Origin of the sequence: Odoribacter sp. N54.MGS-14, from assembly GCF_000980295.1 — a bacterium.
GTDB lineage: Bacteria > Bacteroidota > Bacteroidia > Bacteroidales > Marinifilaceae > Odoribacter > Odoribacter splanchnicus.
Window position 1 is genome coordinate 22,812 of record NZ_LARL01000022.1, and the last position, 19,691, is coordinate 42,502.

19 protein-coding genes are annotated in these 19,691 nt (G+C 43.7%); 10 read left to right on the forward strand and 9 right to left on the reverse strand.

The genetic code is table 11. The features are described from left to right. Positions 1-2 precede the first annotated feature (2 nt). From WS42_RS06645 to WS42_RS06680, 8 genes are all read right to left on the reverse strand, one after another. On the reverse strand, positions 3-515 hold the full coding sequence (locus tag WS42_RS06645; protein ID WP_229057690.1) for an OmpH/Skp family outer membrane protein: 513 nt from the start codon (positions 513-515) through the stop codon (positions 3-5). 70 nt (positions 516-585) lie between these two features. Then, a complete protein-coding gene (locus WS42_RS06650) occupies positions 586-1,095 on the reverse strand; it encodes an OmpH/Skp family outer membrane protein (RefSeq protein ID WP_041557324.1) in 510 nt (169 codons plus the stop codon). A 68-nt stretch (positions 1,096-1,163) separates the two neighbouring features. Further along, positions 1,164-3,716, reverse strand: a complete 2,553-nt coding sequence (gene bamA / locus WS42_RS06655; protein WP_022159640.1) for an outer membrane protein assembly factor BamA — start codon at positions 3,714-3,716, stop codon at positions 1,164-1,166. Between the two features lie 36 nt (positions 3,717-3,752). Beyond that, positions 3,753-4,541 (reverse strand): undecaprenyl pyrophosphate synthase, encoded by a 789-nt coding sequence (gene uppS, locus WS42_RS06660; RefSeq protein ID WP_022159641.1) that lies wholly within the window; start codon positions 4,539-4,541, stop codon positions 3,753-3,755. An 18-nt stretch (positions 4,542-4,559) separates the two neighbouring features. Then, positions 4,560-4,865: a DUF6089 family protein gene (locus WS42_RS06665; RefSeq protein WP_087395057.1), complete on the reverse strand. Its 306-nt coding sequence runs from the start codon at positions 4,863-4,865 to the stop codon at positions 4,560-4,562. Further along, positions 4,853-5,170, reverse strand: coding sequence for a hypothetical protein (locus tag WS42_RS06670; protein ID WP_140398575.1), 318 nt, complete (start codon positions 5,168-5,170; stop codon positions 4,853-4,855). The genes WS42_RS06665 and WS42_RS06670 overlap by 13 nt, the downstream gene beginning before the upstream one ends. Positions 5,171-5,317: 147 nt before the next feature. Next, a complete protein-coding gene (locus WS42_RS06675) occupies positions 5,318-6,229 on the reverse strand; it encodes an NAD kinase (protein ID WP_228026159.1) in 912 nt (303 codons plus the stop codon). A 154-nt stretch (positions 6,230-6,383) separates the two neighbouring features. Next, complete coding sequence (locus WS42_RS06680) at positions 6,384-7,049, reverse strand: CBS domain-containing protein (protein WP_013612348.1); 666 nt, start codon at positions 7,047-7,049, stop codon at positions 6,384-6,386. Between the two features lie 354 nt (positions 7,050-7,403). On the opposite strand from WS42_RS06680, the gene WS42_RS06685 reads away from it, so the two are divergent. The 9 genes from WS42_RS06685 (at position 7,404) to WS42_RS06725 (ending at position 17,568) form a co-directional block, all read left to right on the forward strand. Next, the gene (locus WS42_RS06685; protein WP_013612349.1) at positions 7,404-7,658 is read left to right on the forward strand and encodes a DUF8828 family protein; all 255 of its coding nucleotides are present in this window, start codon (positions 7,404-7,406) and stop codon (positions 7,656-7,658) included. Between the two features lie 37 nt (positions 7,659-7,695). After that, complete coding sequence (locus WS42_RS06690; protein ID WP_087395055.1) at positions 7,696-9,252, forward strand: DUF4301 family protein; 1,557 nt, start codon at positions 7,696-7,698, stop codon at positions 9,250-9,252. 52 nt (positions 9,253-9,304) lie between these two features. Beyond that, positions 9,305-10,243 carry a polyprenyl-phosphate transporter gene (locus WS42_RS06695; RefSeq protein ID WP_022160973.1) on the forward strand — a complete coding sequence of 313 codons (939 nt, stop codon included), beginning with the start codon at positions 9,305-9,307 and terminating at the stop codon, positions 10,241-10,243. 2 nt (positions 10,244-10,245) lie between these two features. Beyond that, positions 10,246-10,989, forward strand: a complete 744-nt coding sequence (locus WS42_RS06700) for a shikimate dehydrogenase family protein (RefSeq protein ID WP_046450887.1) — start codon at positions 10,246-10,248, stop codon at positions 10,987-10,989. 312 nt (positions 10,990-11,301) lie between these two features. Beyond that, on the forward strand, positions 11,302-12,888 hold the full coding sequence (locus WS42_RS06705) for a thiamine pyrophosphate-dependent enzyme (protein WP_013612353.1): 1,587 nt from the start codon (positions 11,302-11,304) through the stop codon (positions 12,886-12,888). Positions 12,889-12,939: 51 nt separating this feature from the next. Beyond that, a complete protein-coding gene (locus WS42_RS06710; RefSeq protein ID WP_013612354.1) occupies positions 12,940-13,524 on the forward strand; it encodes an indolepyruvate oxidoreductase subunit beta in 585 nt (194 codons plus the stop codon). Between the two features lie 344 nt (positions 13,525-13,868). Then, a complete protein-coding gene (locus tag WS42_RS06715) occupies positions 13,869-14,741 on the forward strand; it encodes an electron transfer flavoprotein subunit beta/FixA family protein (RefSeq protein WP_013612355.1) in 873 nt (290 codons plus the stop codon). Between the two features lie 78 nt (positions 14,742-14,819). After that, positions 14,820-15,839 (forward strand): electron transfer flavoprotein subunit alpha/FixB family protein, encoded by a 1,020-nt coding sequence (locus WS42_RS06720; protein WP_013612356.1) that lies wholly within the window; start codon positions 14,820-14,822, stop codon positions 15,837-15,839. Positions 15,840-15,858: 19 nt separating this feature from the next. After that, positions 15,859-17,568: an acyl-CoA dehydrogenase family protein gene (locus WS42_RS06725; RefSeq protein ID WP_022160975.1), complete on the forward strand. Its 1,710-nt coding sequence runs from the start codon at positions 15,859-15,861 to the stop codon at positions 17,566-17,568. 51 nt (positions 17,569-17,619) lie between these two features. Here WS42_RS06725 and WS42_RS06730 read toward each other — a convergent pair whose 3' ends face one another. After that, the gene (locus WS42_RS06730) at positions 17,620-18,633 is read right to left on the reverse strand and encodes a hypothetical protein (protein WP_046450888.1); all 1,014 of its coding nucleotides are present in this window, start codon (positions 18,631-18,633) and stop codon (positions 17,620-17,622) included. A gap of 379 nt (positions 18,634-19,012) precedes the next feature. Here WS42_RS06730 and WS42_RS06735 point away from each other — a divergent pair, with 379 nt between their 5' ends. Continuing rightward, positions 19,013-19,570 (forward strand): sigma-70 family RNA polymerase sigma factor, encoded by a 558-nt coding sequence (locus WS42_RS06735; protein WP_022160977.1) that lies wholly within the window; start codon positions 19,013-19,015, stop codon positions 19,568-19,570. The last annotated feature ends 121 nt before the right edge of the window (positions 19,571-19,691 follow it).

Sequence of the window (19,691 nt, forward strand, 5' to 3'; positions counted from 1 at the left end):
CCTTATTGCAATCCTAATTTTTTCTTTACCAACGGCAGGACATCCTGTGAATTTTCAGCGGCATACAGGATACCGGCATTCATGTCGAAGATATAAGTAAACCCATTTTCTTTACCTACTTCCTTGATCGCGTTCAATGCTTTTTCCATTACAGGCTGCATCAGATCATTTTGTGTTTTTTCCAGTTGAGCCATAGCCGTTTCCTGAAAACGTTGGATTCTTTGCTGCAATCCTTGCAATTCTTCTTCTGTTGTAGCCCGCATAGCCTCTGAATAAGTCTTCATTTTTTCAGAATATTCGGCTAATTTAGTCTGGAATTGTTCTCTCAAACTATTCAATTCTGTATTTACTTTTTTCTGTTCCTCTTCGAAAGTCTTTTGAGCGGCAGTCCATTCCGGCATAGCCTGAATCAACTTCTGAGTTTCAATGTGGCCCAGTTTTACCTGTGCAGAAACACTCATTGCAGCCAATGTCAAAGCTACAAGTACAAACACTTTAATGGTATTTTTCATCATTTTTCTGGTTTATAAATATTATCATTAAATTATCTAACTCTTCCGGATCTGTTTCATTCAGACGACCGGTTTATTCTTCTTTCTTTTTGACGCTATACCCCAATTTCCGCAATACGACATTGCTTTTATCGAGTTTCGGGTCGAAATAGACAACTGAATTATCGGCGGCAACATCGATAATCATACCAAAATTTCCTTCTTTAGCGACATCTTTAATGACCGCTAAAACTTCGTCCTGCAAAGGTTTCACCAGTTCTTCGCGCTTTGCGAACAGATAACCGTCGGTGCCGAAATATTGTTGCTGCAACAAACGGGCTTTATTCTCTTTCGCTGCAATTTCTTTCTCCCGGTCTTCGCGCATCGAAGGAGTCAGAAACACTTTATCGGCATTATATCTGGATTGCATTTCTGCTATTTCCGCGTATACCGCATCGATATCGGCCTGCAACTTCTGCGAATAATCGTCCAGTTCCTGCTGGGCTTTTGCATAATCGGGGATACAGCTGAAAATATATTCCATATTCACGAAAGCATAGCGTGTTCCGCTTTGCGCCTGTGCAGTACTCCATATGCAAGACAAAAATAATAAAATAAATCCGTTTTTCAATTTAAAATGTCCTATCATAAATCGTAAACCGCAAATCCATTTTAGAATTCCTGTCCTAATACGAAGTGGATCTGTGAACCGGCAGCTCCCGGACGTCCCGGTACAGAGTCGAATCCATACCCCCAGTCGATACCTAACAACCCGAACATCGGCAGGAATACACGCAGACCGACACCGGCAGACCGATACAGGTTGAACGGTTCGAAATCTTTCAGTTCATACCATGAGTTACCGGCTTCCATAAACGCCAGCGCATAGATCGTCGCCGACTGTGCCAGCGAAATCGGATAACGCAACTCCATGGTCAGCTTGGAATACAAGCTGGCATCGGAAGCATTCGGAGCGATAAAGCTAGAGCCTGCATTTGTCAGAGAACCGTTTTCATATCCTCTCAAACCGATATATTCACGTCCGTAAAGGCTATATCCCGACATACCGTCACCCCCCATTTCGAATCCTTCGAACGGCGAACGCTTGTTTTTGTCGAAGTGACCGAGGTAACCGTACTGTACCCCTGTATACAACACAAATTTTTTATTTTTATCCAGAGGCATAAATACTTTTCCCTGAAATTTCCATTTGTGGAACTCGATCCAACGGTATTTATCTTTATCTTTAATATTCGGACTGGCATAATTCTTATCGGTAAACCAGGAATAAGGCGGCGTAAACGTCAATCCGAGAGTAAAGTCGGAACCTTCACGGGTATACAACGGATTATCGATAGAGCTTCTTCTCAATTGTACTGCAAAAGACAGGTTGTTCGAATTTCCTTCGGAAAAAATATAATAAGGCCAGTTTTTCAAGGTATACCGCTGATAGGAAGCCTCGGTATATAAGGTAAAGAAATCATCCGGCCAGGTAATCCGTCGTCCCAATCCGGCACTCAACCCGAAAGTGGTCATCAACTGATCGGTATCATACATGTCTTTGGCACTATTTCCGGCATAATAGGAGTTATAATAACTACGGCTATAACCGGTCTGACGGGAATAATAAGCCGACACACTCAATGAATTCGGTTTTTTACCTCCCAGCCAGGGCTCCCGGAAAGAAACACTGAAAGAGGTATAATATTTTCCATTGGTCTGTGCTTTCAAACTCAAAGTCTGGCCATCACCCTGAGGCAAAGGACGATATGACTCCCAATTAAAAATATTCCTCATAGAGAAATTGGTGAAAGTCAATCCGACAGAACCGATAATCATACCGGCCCCCCAACCTCCGGAGATCTCGATCTTATCATTTGCTTTTTCCTCTACTTTGTATTCCAAATCTACCGTTCCGGCTTCCTGGTTCGGTAGTGGAGTCGGACTGATTTTTTCGGGATCGAAATGTCCCAGATTGGCTAATTCCCGTACACTCCGAATAACATCTTCCCGGCTGAACAATTCTCCCGGATAAGTATACAATTCACGACGGATTACATGCTCGTGAGTACGATCGTTTCCTTTGATAATTACCCGATCGATCGTCGCCTGTGGTCCTTCCACCATACGAATCTCGACATTGATCGAGTCGTTCCCCACAACAGTCTCTACCGGCATCGCCCGGAAAAACAGGTAACCGTTGTTCAGATAGAAGTAATTGGCTACAGCATCTTCATCCGAATTCAAACGTTTATCGAAATAGCTCTTATTATAGACATCACCTTTCTTAATATTCAACAATCGGGATAATTTATCGGCATCGACCACCGTATTTCCAACCCATGTAATATCATTATAATAGTACTTGTTTCCTTCTTCGACGTCGATATAGATTTTCACCCGTTTCGGACTTTCCTGTACAACGCTGTCGGCGATAATAGCGGCATCCCGGTAACCGAGTTCGTTATATTTATCGAGCAGGTTATATTTATCGTCTTCATAACTCTCCTGAATATATTTTGCCGATTTAAAGAAATTCCTCAACGACTTTTCTTTGGTTTTCTTCATCGCTCCCTTCAGCTTGCTGTCACGCACTTTTTCGTTTCCGGTGATAATCACATCGCTGATCTTGATTTTATTCTTCCGTTCGACCGTCGCATCCAAATACACAAAATTCGGTCTTTCAGGGTCATCCCGCTGTAAAACCTTCACAGAGATATTGTAGTATCCTTTTTCTTTAAAATATTTTTCGATGATGCGCTGTACACCGGCGATCATATTATCGGTAACCTGGCTTCCGGGCAATTGATTGATCTTCTCTTTAATTTTACTTTCTTCCGATTTTTTGAGTCCGATATAGTTAATCGCAGACAAACGGTGACGTTCTGCCAGATTAATAATCAGGAATACTTTCTGTCCTTCTACCCGGTCGACAGAGATCGTCACATCGGAAAACAATCCCTGGCCATACAAACGGCGTATCGCTTTCGTTATCGCATCCCCCGGTATTTTCACCTCGGATCCCACCCGGAGGCCGGTAGCCAAAATCAATGTTTCAGGATCGTACTGCTCACCAATACCGGTGACCTCGATACCGGCAATTTCGTATGTTTTAGGGCTCGAATAATAAATATCAGGCTGAGATAAAGTATCAGCCGACTGCGCCATAACACGACAAAAGCAGAAAAAAATTATTGAAAGACAAAGAATTACTTTTCTAACCATATATATTCTTTTAGCTATCCAAGACAGCGTTACCAGTTACTTTTCAGTTACGTTTATCCCCTCTCCCTTTTCACCCTTCACTTTTATCTGTTCTCCGGTCATTCCAAAACGTCTCTCCCGTTGCTGAAAATTACGGATTGCCAAATATAAATCATCTTTTTCAAAATCAGGCCAAAATTTGTCGATAAAATAAAACTCCGTATAGGCACATTGCCATAACAGGAAATTACTCAACCGGCATTCTCCGCTTGTACGAATCAATAAATCAGGATCAGGCATCCCTGCAGTAGTCAGATAACGGGCAAACAATTCGTCCGTAACCTCCTCTGTATCCGCCACTCTCCCGGTCTTATAATCGGCTATCAACCTCCGGGCAGCTTCGACAATTTCCCAACGGGCTCCATAACTTAAAGCCAGCACCAAGGTCACTCCTGTATTTGCAGCCGTCCTGTGAATCAGCCCTTCCAACTTATGCCATACCTCTTCCGGCAAATCACCGGTATTCCCGATCACTTTCACCCGCACTTTCTGCCGCATCAATTCGGACGTTTCGCGGATAATCGCATCGGTCATCAACCCCATCAGCGCATCAACTTCGGCCCTAGGACGATTCCAGTTTTCTATAGAAAAGGTATATAAAGTAAGGTATTTCAAACCGATTTCCCCACTAGCTTCTACAACCGACTTCACCGTATCCACCCCCTGTTTGTGTCCATATACCCGGTCTAAGCCTCTTTGTTCCGCCCAGCGTCCGTTGCCGTCCATGATAATCGCGATATGTTCCGGCAAGCCCGCTGCTATAATTTCTTCTTTAATATCTTGCATTATTATTCTGTTTTTCACTCAAAAGTGACATTCTGGGTTCAATGGAAAACGATAAGATACCGTAATTCCTCCCACAAAAAACCAATCTTTATTATATATAAAATTAGTCTCTCCCGTCCCCCGGAGATCGTACACCTGATCTATTTTATCGGTAAACAATTTCCGGGTACTCCATTCGCCCCCACATGACCATTGTCGGTAAAGATTAAACTTTACTCCGATGCCCCAAGGGATAGAAACACTACTCTCATCGCCGGCTCCGAGATATCCCACTCCGGTAAAAAGATACGGAGACCAGCAGGAGAATTCTTTCACTTTCTGCACCCAAAACTGCGGAAATCAAATTCGATCCATGCAGCAACATCCTTCACCGTACAATGAAATCCAGCCGGATATACCGTCTCCCCGTTGGACAGCAAGGATCTCTCCCGGATATCTATTTTCGAAAAACCTGCATTCAGCCGTAAAGCAAAACGATTGTTCAGATTATAACGGCAAAAACCTCCGAGATAACGCTGACTCCGATCAAAGTGCCGATTGGGATTATATTCGCCCATATAATACCCCATTCCTCCTAAAATTCCTAACTCTCCCTCAGGTTGACAAAAACCGTCCAAAGATAACAACAAAAGAGGGAAAAATAAGCTTATAAAGGTAAAAAATCGGGTAACAAATGCAAAGAAACAATAACATAGCTGGAATCGTTTCGGCAACTCCCTCTGTTCTATCCTATCGTATAGCACCTTTTTACCCACTTCCATTTCCGATTTTTCACTCTAGTCTTTCATTCCGTTGCGTCTGTCTTCCCCCCACATCAGCTTATTCCTCAAGGTATCGTAATAATTATGCCGGGGTAGTTTCACCACATTGATTTTTTGGCTTCCGGTACAAATTTTCAATTCCTGTCCGTCCGTCATCTTCCGGATCCGGGAGTCCATGCACAACACATATTCGCCGGAACGCCCTTCCACTTTCAGCCTCACTTCAGCCGTATTCGGTACCACCAACGGACGAATCGTCAAATTATGCGGACAGATCGGAGTCAGAATAATATTCCGGCATTCGGGACTCACAATCGGTCCTCCACCACTCAGGGAATAAGCCGTAGACCCCGTCGGAGTAGCCACCACCAATCCGTCAGCCCAATAGGTCGTAAGATAATTCTCTCCGATATAGGCATGTATCTTCAATAAAGAAGAAGTAGCAGCTTTCAAAACTCCCACTTCATTCAGGGCATAATCGAAATCCGCTATCCGTTGTCCTTCCACTTCAAGCTGCAACATATCCCGCTGTTCCACCTCATACTTCCCGGCAGCGATAAAATCGACAGCATCTTCTATCTCCTCCACGGGTACATTCGCTAAAAACCCCAAATGTCCACTATTTACCCCCAATACAGGTACCCCACTATCTTTCACATAAATCACCGAATCCAGAAAAGTACCGTCCCCACCGACGCTCAGCAGCAATTCAACCTCCTCTTTTATCAAGGTACATCTGCCGAAACAATTCAAAAATTTCGGTTCGTAACCGTAGTTTCCACTCAACAGCGCAGCGAATTTTTCTTCACACACCATCCCCACTCCTTTCCTCTCCAGTCCTTCGACCAGACGTTTCAGGTAAGGAAAAAATTCCGGTTCTATACTTCTGCCATAAATCGCTACGGTCATAAATCGATCCTCCTTCATTCAACAGACAAAGATAGAAAAAAGTTGCTGAGTTACTAAGTTGCTGAGTTACTAAGTTGCTGAGTTGCTAACTTTTTAAACTCAGTAACTCTATAACTCAGTAACTCTATAACTCAGTAACTCTATAACTCAGTAACTCTATAACTCAGCAACTCTATAACTCTAAATACTTCATCAATAATCCATAGCGTTCCCTCAGACTATCCTGTTCTTCCTCGCCTGTGACAAAACTATTCTTAACGGTATATCCGTACCGGATAAAAGTATCCAGGATCGGATCTACATTCAGTGTATTTATCTTCAAGGTAATCTGCAGTTGCTGGGAATCGCGGTTTCCCGACACGTAACAACTCAATACCCGGGCTTCGTTATATTCTACAATCTGTGCAACTTCGGCCAATGAATAATCGATCCGGTTGACTTCGAGCACCAGAATACCTCCCGGCTGGTCTACACATAGCAAAGTGTCCAAATGCCGGAGGATATCGGTCAAAGTAATCGAACCGACAAAATTATTTTTCCGGTCGAGTACGGGTACCACCGACAACAAACTTCCGGCCGCCAGACAGATAACATCATAAATATGATAATTTTCATAAACAAAGGTACCTTCCACCGGAATCTGCAACACATCCAGCCGATCGTTCAGGTCGCCGTGGGCATAGATCATCTCATCATCTACAAGTCCCAGATACATTTTTCCCTGCTCCATAGGCAGATGGGACACCCGGAAAAGTTCCATCCAGTTGAGCGCCTGCAAGCAGGTATCTTCGGGTTTGAGCACCGGCACAACATTCGATATCAATTCTGATGCAATCATAGTTTATTTACAACGATGTGACAACAGACAAAGTTACAAATGTTTTTAAGCTGTCAAAAATTCAGGATCTTTTTCAGTTCTTCCGTATTTTTTTAAGAACGACATAGACATCCACATCGGTTATTCCTTCGAACTCAGCAGGGTCGAACACCTCGTCGGCCGACATCAGTACTATGGTATATCCCACTGCCCGGCCGAACTTTCCTGTGTTCGGGTTTTATCCCCAAAATATGACAAACAACGAACTAATTTCAGAATAAAATGGCATCGTATCGATTTTTATCGGCCGATTATAAAAAAAATTACATTTATCGCATATCTTTGTGACTGATAATTTTAAACGAATAAAATGACATGTTACCCAAATTTCTTATTGCGGACAACTCACAAGAAGCACTTGATTTAGTCTACGTTGTTCATACCGAAAAACCACGTTGTATCATTCAATGTGATCTGGACGGATTTTACAGTAATCAAAAAATTTACTGGATCGACGAAGAACCACTGTCTCAAGATGATATCGATTCCCTGATGGAAGAAGCTGAGGATTTCTATGAAACCGAACTGGACAATCAGGAAGAGGTATATGACGAAGAGGAAGATAATTAATCCGACTTACAACTTTGTAAGCTTTAATCACTAAATTATGGACTACACGAAAGAAGATCTGAAAGTTTTCAAACACAGAGATATTAAACCGGAACAGATAGACCGGCAATTAGCCAATTTCGAAAAAGGATTCGACTATGTCGATTTGTCCGAACCAGCCACCATCGGTAATGGAATTATCCGGATCGAGGCTGAAGATGAAGAACGTTTGAACGCAAATTTCGATAAAGCACGTCAGGAATGTGAACTGCTGAAAATGGTCCCGGCTTCCGGATCGGCCACCCGGATGTTCAAAGATCTGTTTACTTTTATGGATACCTATACAGGTACAGAAGAAGAATTCCTGGAATTCGTGCAGGATAAAGGGGCGGGTACAATGCACGATTTCTTTTTGAAACTGGACGAACTTCCTTTCTATAACCGTTTGTCTGCCGCTCTGTGGAATGATGGAAAAGACATCGACAAGATGATCGCCAAACGGCAATTTAACGAAATCCTTAGCTATATCCTTACCGACAAAGGCCTGAACTATGGGAATACCCCCAAAGGATTGGTCGATTTTCATATTTACCGGGATTTTGTCAGAACGGCTTTCGACGAACATATCGTTGAAGGAGGAATGTATTGCAACAATGGAAAAATAGCCCGCTTGCATTTCACCGTTTCGGAAGAGTATATAAATCTCTTTAAAGAACGGTTGAAGAAGGTGACCAAAGTATTCGAGAAGATGTTCAACATCAAATACGAAGTAACCTTTTCGATTCAGAAACCTTCCACCGATACGGTCAGCCTCACCGACAAGGGCGAGTTACTGAGAGACAGCGAAGGGAAGCTGGTATTCCGTCCCGGAGGACACGGTGCCCTGATCTATAACCTGAATGAATTGAAAGCCGATATTATTTTCATCAAAAATATCGATAACGTTATCCCCGACCGGGCCAAGGGAGATACGATCAAATATAAAAGACTGCTGGCCGGTACACTGGTGGAATTACAAGAAAAGATTTTCAGCTACCTGAGTATGCTGGATAAAAAACCGACAGAAGAACAACTCCGGGAGATTGAAGCCTTTATGGGACAAATCGGTTATAAAGAAGCGGAAGGCAAGACTTATAAAGACCAGAAAGAGCGCATCAAACATCTGCATCAATTGCTGGATCGTCCGATCCGGGTATGTGGGATGGTAAAAAATGAAGGTGAACCGGGCGGAGGACCGTTCTGGGTGAAAATGAAAGACGGCAGTTCACGCCTGATGATCGTCGAATCGGCTCAGATCAATCTGAAAGATAAAGAACAAAAAAAAGTGTTCGATCATTCTACTCATTTCAATCCGGTCGATCTGGTATGCGGTGTAAAAAACTATAAAGGCAAGAAGTTCGATCTCGAAAAATTCATTGCCCCCGAACAAGGTTTTATTACCCACAAATCATATAAAGGGAAAGAAATTAAAGTACAGGAACTCCCGGGGCTTTGGAATGGAGCTATGGCGAACTGGATTACGGTATTCGTCGAGGTTCCCCTGACAACTTTCACCCCGGTGAAGACTGTTTTTGATCTATTCCGTTTTGAGCATAGAAACGTATTGAAAAAATAAATCCCGCTTGGGATTTATTTTTTTATAAAATTCGAAAAGTGAACAGAAAAATATGGAAAAACAAAAGAATTATTTATTGTTGGTACTGAAAGGCTGTGCCATGGGTGCAGCAGATGTGGTTCCGGGTGTTTCCGGCGGTACGATCGCCTTCATTACGGGGATTTATGAAGAATTGATCGATTCGATCAAAAGTATAGACCTCCAAGCTTTAAAATTGTTGCTCAGCCTGAAGTTTGCAGACTTTTGGAAAAAGATCAACGGGTCATTCCTACTCGGAGTGGTCGGTGGTATCGCCATCTCTATCTTCTCTCTGGCCAAACTCATGACCTGGTTACTGGAACATCATCCCATCTATATCTGGTCGTTTTTCTTCGGTTTGATCGTCGCTTCGTCGGTACTGGTAGCCAAAGAAATCAAACACTGGCATATCGGTACGGTGATCTCACTGATTGCAGGAGGCTGTATCGCCTATGTCATTACCGTGATGTCGCCGGCCGAGACTCCCAATACGTGGTGGTTTATCATTTTATCCGGCGCCATAGCCATTTGTGCCATGATTTTACCGGGCATATCCGGGGCATTCATTTTACTACTGATGGGGAAATACTCCTATATCCTCGGAGCTGTCAGCAGCCTGAACATCGGGGTGATGTTGTTATTCATCGTCGGAGCGGTTGCCGGTATCATCAGTTTTTCCCATTTGTTATCCTGGCTTCTAAAAAAACATCATACAGCGACTGTCGCTACCCTAACGGGATTCATGGTAGGATCTCTGAATAAAGTATGGCCCTGGAAAGAAACTCTGGAAACCTATACCGACTCACACGGAGTGGTAAGACCTTTGGTGGAAGCGAATGTATCTCCGCATTATTTTCAGGAACTGACGCAATCCGATCCGCTCTTAGTGGAAGCGATCGTGATGTGTATCGTGGGTTTTGTGCTTATTTATGGCATAGAGTTCATCGGAAAGAAAATGCAAAAGCAACAGTAATCATGCAAATATACGGAATCATCGGATACCCTTTGGGGCATTCCTGCTCGCCCCGCTATTTTAACGAGAAATTCCAAAAAGAAAATATCGCTGCTGAATATCGGAGCTTCGAAATGCCCGACATCCGGCAGCTTTCAACACTATTACAACAAACGCCCGACCTTTGTGGTTTTAATGTCACGATCCCTCACAAACAAAATATCCTTCCCTTTTTGGACGAGATCAGTGAAGAAGCCCGGGTTATCGGTGCCGTCAATTGCGTCAAGGTGAGCCATCCGAACGGGCACCCCTATCTGGTGGGATATAATACGGATATGTATGGTTTTCGGAAAGCTTTGCTGGAATTTATTCCCGCAGCTATTTCCAAAGCACTGATTCTGGGGAATGGCGGAGCTGCCAAAGCCGTGCGTTACGCCCTGCACTCTCTGAATATGGAAGTATCGACCGTATCCCGTACTCCCCGCCAGGCAGACGAGATCGGCTATGCAGCGTTACCGGACTTAATAACCGGCTATCCGCTGATCGTAAATACTACCCCTTTGGGCACCTGGCCCGATACATCGGAGTTTCCTCCCCTTCCCTACGAGCTCCTCACTGCCGGACATTATCTTTTCGACCTGGTCTATAATCCCGAAACAACCACTTTCATGCAAAAGGGAAAAGCAGCCGGAGCTCATGCCTGCAACGGTTATGCGATGTGGCTGGGACAGGCGGAAAAAAATTGGGAGATATGGAAAAAAAAGTAAAAAGGCTAACAACCAGAGGGTAAAGGCTAAAAGTAAAAAAATACCTGAAAAATACGTTGGAGCTTTCTTTTTTTAAAGAATATTTCTATCTTCGCAAACGTTTTACATGATATGCGTTTAGCGATATGTACCGTCCTTTTGAATATTATTTCGTTTTAGCTTATATCATGGGTACCTTGAAATTCCACTGGGGACTCTGATTCCGGGGCAGTTATTGCCTTCACTTTCGAATTATTCAACATTTTATTTCCGAGACGTCTCCGACGTTTGTGTTATTGTAATATCATATAATCTATAAAATCAGACAAAATTATGCAAAAACAGCTATTATTAGGTGTCGAAGCAATAGCTCAGGGAGCCATTGACAGCGGAATTTCAGGCGTATATGCCTATCCCGGTACTCCTTCGACAGAAATCACCGAATATATTCAGAATTCTAAAGAGGCTATCGCCCGTAATGTACACCGGGCATGGGCAGCCAACGAAAAGACGGCCATGGAATCGGCTTTAGGCATGTCTTACGCCGGCAAAAGAGCCTTGGTATGTATGAAACACGTCGGTATGAATGTGGCAGCCGACTGCTTCATGAATGCAGCTATTACCGGAGCTAACGGTGGACTGGTAGTTACCGCAGCCGACGATCCTTCGATGCATTCCTCTCAAAATGAGCAGGATTCCCGGGTATATGGTAAATTTGCCTTTGTACCGGTACTCGAACCTTCGAACCAGCAAGAAGCTTACGAAATGACCCGTTACGGTTTCGCTCTCTCCGAAACGGTAGGTTCTCCCGTATTGATGCGGATTACCACCCGTCTGGCCCACTCCCGTGCCGGAGTCGAAACGCACGATAGTCTGCCGGAAAATCATTTGCACTTGCCGGAGGATAAACGCCAGTTCGTACTGCTCCCGGCTATCGCCCGTAAACGCTATAAACTCTTACTTGAGAAACAAGCGGATTTTGTAAAAGCATCCGAACAATCTCCCTTCAATCAATATATCGACGGTAGTGATAAATCACTCGGAATCATCGCTTGCGGAATTACCTACAATTATCTGTTGGAAAATTTTGACGGTGGCTGTATCTATCCGGTAGTAAAAGTCAGCCAATATCCGTTACCCCGTAAAATGATCAAACGTCTATTGCGCGAGTGTAAACAGATTCTGGTACTCGAAGAAGGTTATCCCGTTGTAGAAGAAATGCTGAAAGGGTACCCCGGCAAAGACAACATCATGGGACGCCTGGACGGCACCCTGCCCCGGGATGGCGAATTAAATCCGGACTTAGTAGGCAAAGCCCTTTGTTTCAATACCAAAGAAGGAGCCCCTGTACCTGAGATCGTCGCTCCCCGTCCACCTGCACTCTGTACGGGTTGCAGCCATCGCGATGTCTATAAAGCCCTCAACGAAGTCATCGCGACCTATGGCGAAGGACGGGTATTTTCAGATATCGGCTGTTATACTTTAGGTGCACTTCCTCCTTTCCAGTCCATCAACTCTTGTGTCGACATGGGAGCTTCTATCACGATGGCCAAAGGAGCCTGTGACGCCGGATTATTCCCAACGGTAGCGGTTATCGGCGACTCGACTTTCACCCATTCCGGTATGACCGGTTTATTGGATGCTGTCAACGAAAAAACGCCGATCACAGTAATCATCTCCGACAACGAATCGATTTCTATGACCGGAGGTCAGGAATCCTCGGCCCTGGGAAAAATAGAATCGATCTGTCAGGGTATCGGAGTAGAACCCGAACACATCCGGGTATTGCTGCCGGTACCCAAGAACCATGAGGAACTGTGCCGAATTATCCGGGAAGAACTGGAATACAAAGGAGTATCGGTCATCATCCCCCGGAGAGTATGCATCCAGAAAGCAGCCAGGGACAATAAGAAAAAATAGAATAAGTAATAAGCTACAGGCTAAAGGCTAAAAAGTTAAAGGTAAAAAATTATGAAAACAGATATTATATTAGCAGGCGTAGGAGGGCAGGGTATTTTGTCTATCGCAGCGGCTTTGGGCTCGGCTGCACTGACTAACAATCTATACATGAAACAAGCCGAGACTCACGGTATGAGCCAGCGAGGCGGTGATGTACAATCTTTCATGCGTATTTCAGACCGCCCGATCTATTCGGACCTGATCGCCAAAGGACGTGCCGACATCATCTTATCCGTAGAGCCGATGGAAGCTCTTCGTTACCTCCCCTATCTACGGGAAGGCGGATTTGTGGTGACCAACTCCACACCTTTTATCAATATCCCCAACTACCCCGAAGTAGAAAAAGTGATGAGTACACTCAAAAGCCTTCCCCATCAGGTGATTATAGATGCTGATACCATTGCTAAAGAATCTGCCGGTAACGTCAGAGCCAGCAATTTCGTCATGTTGGGAGCAGCTTCTCCCTTCATCGAAATTCCGTTCGAATACCTGGAAGAAGGCATCCGTGCCATCTTCAGCCGCAAAGGCGCTGAAATCGTAGAGATGAACCTCAAAGCCCTACGTGCGGGCCGCGAATTCGCTCAGAATTACAAGTAACGGACGAAACGGTAAAAGCGGCTAAAACGGGAACAACGGCAAAAATGCCTCCTTCCTCCCTACCGCTTTTACCGTTCCCTTTTTCTTTTCCACAGCTTCCACCGTTTCATCCCTTCACTTCCTACTTTTTTCACTTTTTACCTTTTACTTTTCACCTTTTACCTTTATTGTATTATCTTTGCTCACCAAATAGTTACAAGTTTCCGGTACTGCCGGAAGTGATCGGAATCGCTTCAAAGTGTTTGGAAAACCTGTACTAAACGGTGTAATTCAGCAAATATTAATCTTAAAATCCTTTCGACTTTTTCAATCGTTTGAAGGGATGATAACTTAAATAATGTAACATGAAAGGACTGAAAATTGTTGTTCTTGCGAAGCAGGTTCCCGATACCAGAAATGTGGGAAAAGATGCTATGAAAGCGGATGGAACTGTAAACAGAGCAGCCTTACCTGCTATTTTTAACCCTGAAGATTTAAATGCCCTGGAACAGGCATTACGGATAAAAGATAAAATTGAAGGGACTACAGTGCACATTCTGACGATGGGCCCCGGCCGTGCTGCAGAAATCATACGTGAAGCCATGTACAGAGGCGCAGATGGCGGATATTTGTTATCCGACCGTGCTTTTGCCGGTTCCGATACCCTGGCCACTTCTTATGCGTTAGCTTGTGCGCTCCGGAACTTGCAGACCGACCTGCTGATCTGCGGCCGTCAGGCTATCGACGGAGATACGGCCCAAGTGGGGCCTCAGGTAGCTGAAAAACTGGGGCTGCCACAAGTCACTTATGCAGAAGATATTCTGGATATTACAGCCGGCAAGATCACGATCAAACGTCGTCTCGAAAGAGGTATAGAAGTGGTAGAATGTCCGGTGCCCTGCGTCGTGACCGTTAACGGTTCTGCTGCCCCCTGCCGCCCCCGTAACGCACGCTATGTAATGAAATATAAATACGCCCGGGCTACTCAGGAAATGCAGGATGCCGATGAAGATTACCTCAACCTGCTCCAGGAACGTCCTTACCTGAAAATTACCGAATGGAGTGTCAACGACATCACTTGCGAAGCCCAGGAACTGGGATTGAGCGGTTCTCCGACGAAAGTGAAAAACATTGAAAGCGTCGTATTTCAGGCCAAAGAAGCCAAAGTACTCGAGCCTAGCGACACAGCCATCGATGAAATGATGAAAGAACTGATCGTTAACCATACCGTGGGGTAAGGTAAAAAGTAAAAGGTAAAAAAGTAAAAAGTAAAAGGCGAAAGGCTATAAGCTATAAGCTATAAAAGCTAAATATTTATGAACAGTGTATTTGTATATTGCGAAATAGAAGAGGGTATTATTGCAGATGTAAGCCTCGAGCTACTGACCAAAGGACGTACCCTTGCCACTGAATTAGGCGTAAAACTCGAAGCTATTGTATTGGGTAGCGACCTTAAAGGAGTTGAAAAACAAGTCTTCCCTTATGGAGTAGACGTACTTTGGCTGGGCGATGACAAACGTCTGGCTCCTTACACCACTCTCCCTCATACCTCCATTTTAGTCAACCTGTTTAAACAGGAAAAACCTCAGATCGCTTTTATGGGAGCTTCCAGTATCGGCCGTGACCTGGGTCCCCGGGTATCTTCGGCCCTGCACAGCGGTCTGACAGCTGACTGTACCAGTCTGGAAATCGGAGATTATGAAGACAAGAAAAACAATAAAATATATCACAACCTGTTATACCAAATCCGCCCGGCTTTCGGCGGAAATATCGTTGCTACGATCGTAAATCCGGATTGCCGTCCTCAGATGGCTACCGTCCGCGAAGGAGTGATGAAAAAAGAAATCTTCAATGCGAACCACCAGGGAGAAATCAAAATGATCGATGTGAATCAGTTCACCACTCCGGAAGATTTTGTTATCCATGTGATCGAACGTCACATGGAAAAATCAAAAGTGAACCTGAAAGCAGCTCCGATCATTGTTGCCGGAGGCTATGGTGTCGGTTCGAAAGAAAACTTCCAGTTACTGCATGAACTGGCTACCGTTCTAGGCGGAGAAGTCGGAGCTTCGCGTGCTGCCGTCGATGCCGGTTTTTGCGAACACGAGCGTCAGATCGGCCAAACCGGTACCACCGTACGTCCTAAACTGTACATCGCTTGCGGTATTTCAGGCCAGATCCAGCATACTGCAGGAATGGAAGAGTCTGCCATGGTGATTGCGATCAATACCGATAGCAACGCCCCGATCAATAAATTTGCTGATTATGTCATCACCGGCGACCTGAATGTCGTTATCCCGAAGATGATCCAGTATTACAAGAAAAACAGCAAATAAAACTTAAAATCAAAACATTATGGCTAATTTTTATACAGATAATGAAGATATAAAATTCCACCTCGGCCACCCGTTGATGGAAAAGATCGTTGCCCTGAAAGAGCGCAATTACACGGAAGCCCAGCAATATGACAACGCACCGCGCGACTTCGAAGATGCTTTCGACAACTATGATAAAGTATTGGAAATTGTCGGAGAAATTTGCGGGGATGTCGTAGCTGTGAATGCCGAATCGGTAGATGCCGAAGGCCCGCAGGTGGTCGACGGTCATGTAAAATATGCCGCCGGTACCCAACAAAACATCGATGTGATCAATCAAGCCGGCTTGAACGGTATTTCTCTCCCGAGAAAATACAACGGGTTGAATTTCCCGATCACCCCGTTTATCATGGCCGCCGAGATCGTTGCCCGGGCCGATGCCGGATTGCAGAACATCTGGGGATTACAGGATTGTGCCGAAACGATCAACGAATTTGCCAGTGACGAACAAAAAGCCAAATACCTGCCCCGCGTATGTGCCGGCGAGACCTGTGCGATGGACCTGACCGAACCGGATGCCGGTTCCGACTTACAGGCCGTACAGCTGAAGGCAACCTATAACGAAGCCGACGGACAATGGTATCTGAATGGTGTAAAACGTTTCATCACCAACGGGGACGGACATATTTCCTTAGTACTGGCCCGTTCGGAAGCCGGGACGAACGACGGACGCGGACTTTCCATGTTCATCTATGACCGCAACAGCAATGCCGTTACCGTACGTCGTATCGAAAATAAATTAGGGATCAAAGGTTCTCCGACCTGTGAGCTGGTATTCAAAAATGCTCCGGCCGAACTGGTAGGCGAACGTAAAATGGGATTGATCAAATACGTGATGGCACTGATGAACGCAGCCCGTCTGGGTATCGGCGCCCAATCGGTCGGTATTGCCGAAGCCGCTTATCGCGAAGGATTGAAATACGCTCAGGAAAGGAAACAGTTCGGTAAGGCCATTATCGAGTTCCCGGCTATTTACGAAATGCTTTCCAATATGGAAGCCAAGTTACATGGTATCCGTTCCGTTCTTTATGAAACAGCCCGTTTTGTAGATATGTACAAGACCTATTACCATATCTCCAAAGAAAGAGCCCTGGACAAAGACGAACGCAACGAGATGAAGGAATATCAGAAATTAGCCGACATCTATACTCCGCTACAGAAGCTTTTCGCCAGTGAATATGCCAATGAAATCACTTACGATGCCTTGCAGATCCACGGTGGATCAGGATTTATGAAAGACTATCCTATCCAGCGTTACGTGCGGGATGCCCGAATCACCAATATTTACGAAGGTACTTCCCAGTTGCAGGTAGTAGCTGCCATCCGTGGCGTCACCACCGGACAATATGCAAAACATATCCGCGAAGTATATGAGAAAATGGAGATCGCTCCGGAACACGAATACCTGCGCGAAACCCTGAAATGCATGACCGGTAAACTCGAAGCCGCAACAGCCAAAGTAGCTGAAGCCGGCAGTACCGAATATACCGACTTCCATGCCCGCCGTCTGGTGGAAATGGCCGGTTATACCATTATCGGTTACCTGTTGCTGCAGGATGCACAGAAATGCGATAAGTATGTGAAGTCTGCCGAAATTTTCATCAATTACGGTAAAGCCAAAGTAGCTGCCCACGATGAAATGATCAACAGCTTCAATCCGGACAAACTGGGAATCTATAAAAAAAATTAAAGCTAGTGATCAGATAAATTAAAAACGTCCTTTCGGGGACGTTTTTTTATTCTAAAGCATCGGGTATTTGTAGATTTCGACAAACTCCAATCCGGCATTATATACTCCAACATAAATCATACGCTGTTTTTCATCCGGGATGATAAAATCTGCAAAATTATCCAATTGGTATACCTTTTCCAATTCTCCTTGCCAGTTCATCACCACAATCTTAGCAGGATATTTCCGAAGTTCTTCTTCAATTTTATGTCCATCCCAAACCAAGTAACACCGATTCCGGGTAGCATAAGTCCGATAAAAAGTTACTGTCGTATGTTCATCCACCCGAATTTGTGTATTTATCTCTTCTTTGATCCAATCCAAAGCATAGGTCACCTTCAAATTTCCATCCAAATCATAACAGTTAATTAAATTCATATATTTAAACGGGACGATAATCGAATTGTCCTTTTCAGAAACTAGTACATGATGGCAATAAGCATCTTTACGTCCCTTTTCATAAAAATAATAAGGAACATAATCCGTATTTTTTATCTCTCCGTTATTTCGGTTACAAAAGGAAAAAAGTCCCTCGTCCTTTTCGATAAAAGTTCCGATAAAAGCAGAATCTACCTTATTGAAGTTATACATAAAATTCAGGTTTCTATATAAATGCTCCGAATTTGCGCATTTCGCTATATCCCGGCTTTCCACAAGGGCAGCTAAATCTATTTTTGTTAACGTAGCGGCAGGGCTATCGTAAATAATCAGCGAATCATAAGCAAAGGAGTTAACTAGAAAAAAAGGATAATAAAACTCACAAACACCCCGTCCTTCCCTTCCAAATCGAAAAATTTCCCGGTCAGTGTTCGTACTGAAAAGATAAAACATGGTATCCGTACATTTTTCTTTCAGTACCAAAAAAGAGTCTACCAATACACCGGTTTCATAACACCGGGGCAGAATAGTTTCAACCTTTTCACCGGTCAGATGAATCACCGGAGGCATCTTCAATTCAGTGATCCGATTCTTTTTACCACAACACACCGAAAGCAAGATAAATAATAGGTAAAAGTATTTGTTCATCGTATATTTATTAAATTCTGCAATTTTAACGTCTTTAATCACCGTTCACCTCAAAACGAAAGAGAAAAAATACCCTCTTCAGTTTCAAAACTCTTGATTTACAAAGGTAAGTCATATCGGAGATTATCCGTTAATCAGGTATACAAAATCAAAGGCAGATTCGCAAATATTTAAGTTTCCCTCCGTTCGATTTTACTTTAATGAACAATTGAGTACAGCTGGTAGCGTATATTTACATCACTGATTACCGGTAACCATTCATTTTCATGTAAATATAGGGGTTTGTTAATTCAGATTCCTGAATGTTGCTTTGTTTGGAAAAATATTTATTTTTGCTTCATTATATAGTTTGTAGCCTGATATTTATTAAGCAAAGATTTTGGAGAAAGAAAAAGAGTGTATATGGTTTAAATCATTATGCCGGGGAGAAGAGGATGCATATAAAGAATTGTTTGTCAAATTCTATTTCTCCCTTAATTCTTTTGCACGCAAACATCTCGAAGTAAAAGAAATGGCTGAAGACGTAGTACAAGATACGTTGTATGAATTCTGGGTGAAGAAAATACAATTCGCCACCTACCTTGAATTAAAAACCTATCTCTATCGGACAGTCCGGAACAAATGTCTTAATATTCTGAAACACAAACAAGTAAAAGAAAAATACATTGTCGAGCTAAGCCAGAAAGAAGAATACGATTTCTTTTTAAATCAGATACTTGAAGAAGAGGTATATACACTATTGAAAGAGGCTATCGACAGCCTTCCCGGACAAATGAAACGTGTATATGAACTGGCTCTGCTCGGACACAGTAATGAAGAAATCGCCAAAATACTTTCTATTTCCGTCGATGCTGTCAAAGCATTAAAAAAGAGAGGTAAAAAAATATTGCAGGAAAAATTGAAATACCTGATCTACCTCCTACTACCGTTTATCTGATTACAACATTTTCATCGAAACGAAAACAATGATTTATAATTTTTGAATTTTCGTGACACTTTTTTGGTTTCATGTTGTCCTAATAGCAAAAGGGATAAAATGGAAGTACACGAAATTTACC

Bases quoted from the DNA above. Each gene is read 5' to 3' on its own strand.
- WS42_RS06720 (WP_013612356.1), top strand. From the start codon at position 14,820: ATGAACAGTGTATTTGTATATTGCGAAATAGAAGAGGGTATTATTGCA.
- WS42_RS06695 (WP_022160973.1), top strand. From the start codon at position 9,305: ATGGAAAAACAAAAGAATTATTTATTGTTGGTACTGAAAGGCTGTGCC.
- uppS (WP_022159641.1), bottom strand. From the start codon at position 4,541: ATGCAAGATATTAAAGAAGAAATTATAGCAGCGGGCTTGCCGGAACAT.
- WS42_RS06715 (WP_013612355.1), top strand. From the start codon at position 13,869: ATGAAAGGACTGAAAATTGTTGTTCTTGCGAAGCAGGTTCCCGATACC.
- WS42_RS06680 (WP_013612348.1), bottom strand. From the start codon at position 7,049: ATGATTGCATCAGAATTGATATCGAATGTTGTGCCGGTGCTCAAACCC.
- WS42_RS06710 (WP_013612354.1), top strand. From the start codon at position 12,940: ATGAAAACAGATATTATATTAGCAGGCGTAGGAGGGCAGGGTATTTTG.
- WS42_RS06705 (WP_013612353.1), top strand. From the start codon at position 11,302: ATGCAAAAACAGCTATTATTAGGTGTCGAAGCAATAGCTCAGGGAGCC.
- WS42_RS06685 (WP_013612349.1), top strand. From the start codon at position 7,404: ATGTTACCCAAATTTCTTATTGCGGACAACTCACAAGAAGCACTTGAT.
- bamA (WP_022159640.1), bottom strand. From the start codon at position 3,716: ATGGTTAGAAAAGTAATTCTTTGTCTTTCAATAATTTTTTTCTGCTTT.
- WS42_RS06700 (WP_046450887.1), top strand. From the start codon at position 10,246: ATGCAAATATACGGAATCATCGGATACCCTTTGGGGCATTCCTGCTCG.
- WS42_RS06690 (WP_087395055.1), top strand. From the start codon at position 7,696: ATGGACTACACGAAAGAAGATCTGAAAGTTTTCAAACACAGAGATATT.
- WS42_RS06675 (WP_228026159.1), bottom strand. From the start codon at position 6,229: ATGAAGGAGGATCGATTTATGACCGTAGCGATTTATGGCAGAAGTATA.
- WS42_RS06725 (WP_022160975.1), top strand. From the start codon at position 15,859: ATGGCTAATTTTTATACAGATAATGAAGATATAAAATTCCACCTCGGC.
- WS42_RS06730 (WP_046450888.1), bottom strand. From the start codon at position 18,633: ATGAACAAATACTTTTACCTATTATTTATCTTGCTTTCGGTGTGTTGT.
- WS42_RS06645 (WP_229057690.1), bottom strand. From the start codon at position 515: ATGATGAAAAATACCATTAAAGTGTTTGTACTTGTAGCTTTGACATTG.